The sequence below is a fragment of the Falsiruegeria mediterranea M17 genome (assembly GCF_900302455.1).
GTDB lineage: Bacteria > Pseudomonadota > Alphaproteobacteria > Rhodobacterales > Rhodobacteraceae > Falsiruegeria > Falsiruegeria mediterranea.
The window spans coordinates 1-1,524 of sequence record NZ_ONZG01000039.1 but is presented as its reverse complement, the minus strand read 5'-3'; the positions used below and the strand labels follow the sequence as shown (position 1 = coordinate 1,524).

Below are 1,524 nucleotides of genomic sequence, written 5' to 3'. Positions count from 1 at the left end.
TTTTGGCGTTGCGCGTTTAGCTACTGCGCTGATTTTATTGAACGACCGATGCTGAGGCTTGTTGTCAGCCGGTGGTTGTCACCATTGGCTTGAGTTTTGCTAGTTTCCGGAGGTTTTGGGCGATGGCGGCGAGTGTAAATTCGTCCTGGACGCCGCATGGACCTCGTAATCGAAGCCTTCCCAGACCCAGAATTCGTTTTAGATGTGCGAAGAGCATCTCAACCTTTTTGCGCCGCGCCTGAGCCTTCGGATTGAACTCTGATGCGGTGCATTCGCGGGCGAAGTCTCGGACGATTTCGTATTTCTCGCGACGGATACGGCGGGTGTCGGTGTTGGGGCAGCATTTGGCCTTCGATGGGCAGACCTGACAATCAGATTTGAGAGCACCATAGTTTCGGGCTTTCATGCCATGCGTATTCCGGGCGGGATCAGAATAATTGCGCCGGGTGTGACGGAGCTCTTTGCCTTCCGGACAAATGTATCGGTCGTTGTTTTCGTCCCATGTAAAATCAGCACGAGACCATGTCCCGTCCTTGCGTTTTGAGTTGTCAAAGACTGGGACGAACGGGAGGATCTGCCGCTTCAGTGTCAGCCAAACGAGGTTGTCAGATGACCCGTATGCGGTATCGGCAGCGATCCAATCTGGCTTGATGCCAAAGCGCTCTTCGGTGCGATCAATCATCTTACGCATAGCACCCACCTCTGCTTGCCGGATCGACCGCGAGGCATCCACATCCATGATGATCCCGTGATCTGTGTCGATGAGATAGTTGTCCGAATAGGCAAAGAATGCAGGGCCTTTGCGGGCTGCCGTCCACTGGCTGGCTGGATCAGCATGGGCAGTAAACTTGGGAATGACCTCACTGGCTGCGCCGAAGGCCTCGTCGTCCAGAACGTCGAGATATTCGCGCACCGCGCGTGGCGCGTCATTGGGAGCAGCCTCGCGGGCCGCCCAGTCTTCGGGGTTGCTGGAATTCTGCTTCTGAACATCAGCACTGATCAGACTGGCATCCACCGCAAAACCCTGACCGCCGACAAGCCCTTCCTGCATGCAGCGCGCTACTGTCATCTCGAACACCTCGCGCAAAAGATCGCTCTCGCGGAACCGACCATGACGGTTCTTCGAGAAGGTAGAATGATCTGGAATGCGGTCGGTCAGATCAAGGCGACAAAACCATCTGTATGCTAGGTTCAGATGGACCTCCTCGCAGAGCCGCCGCTCGGACCGGATGCCGAGGCAATACCCCACCACCAACATCCGGATCAGCAGTTCAGGATCAATCGAAGGGCGACCAGTATGGCTGTAGAAATCGGCCAGATGCGATCGGATGCTGCTCAGATCGACAAACCGATCAATCGACCGCAACAAGTGATCTCGTGGCACGTGGTCTTCCAGCGAGAACTCGTAAAACAGTGCCGCCTGCGCTTCCTGCTTGGGTCCCATCATCGCCAATCCTCCCAATCAATAAGAGAATTGAATCAGCAGATCATGCCTCGATCAAGTATCAGTTTTTCAACAAAATC

General features: G+C 54.9%; 1 protein-coding gene. It reads right to left on the bottom strand.

The window, feature by feature from the left end; translation table 11 throughout:
• Window positions 1-64 precede the first annotated feature (64 nt).
• Window positions 65-1,447 (bottom strand): transposase, encoded by a 1,383-nt coding sequence (locus TRM7615_RS25230; protein WP_108792736.1) that lies wholly within the window; start codon window positions 1,445-1,447, stop codon window positions 65-67.
• Window positions 1,448-1,524 lie beyond the last annotated feature (77 nt).

Excerpts from the sequence above, each read along its gene's own strand:
- TRM7615_RS25230 (WP_108792736.1), bottom strand. The coding sequence starts at position 1,447 with ATGATGGGACCCAAGCAGGAAGCGCAGGCGGCACTGTTTTACGAGTTC.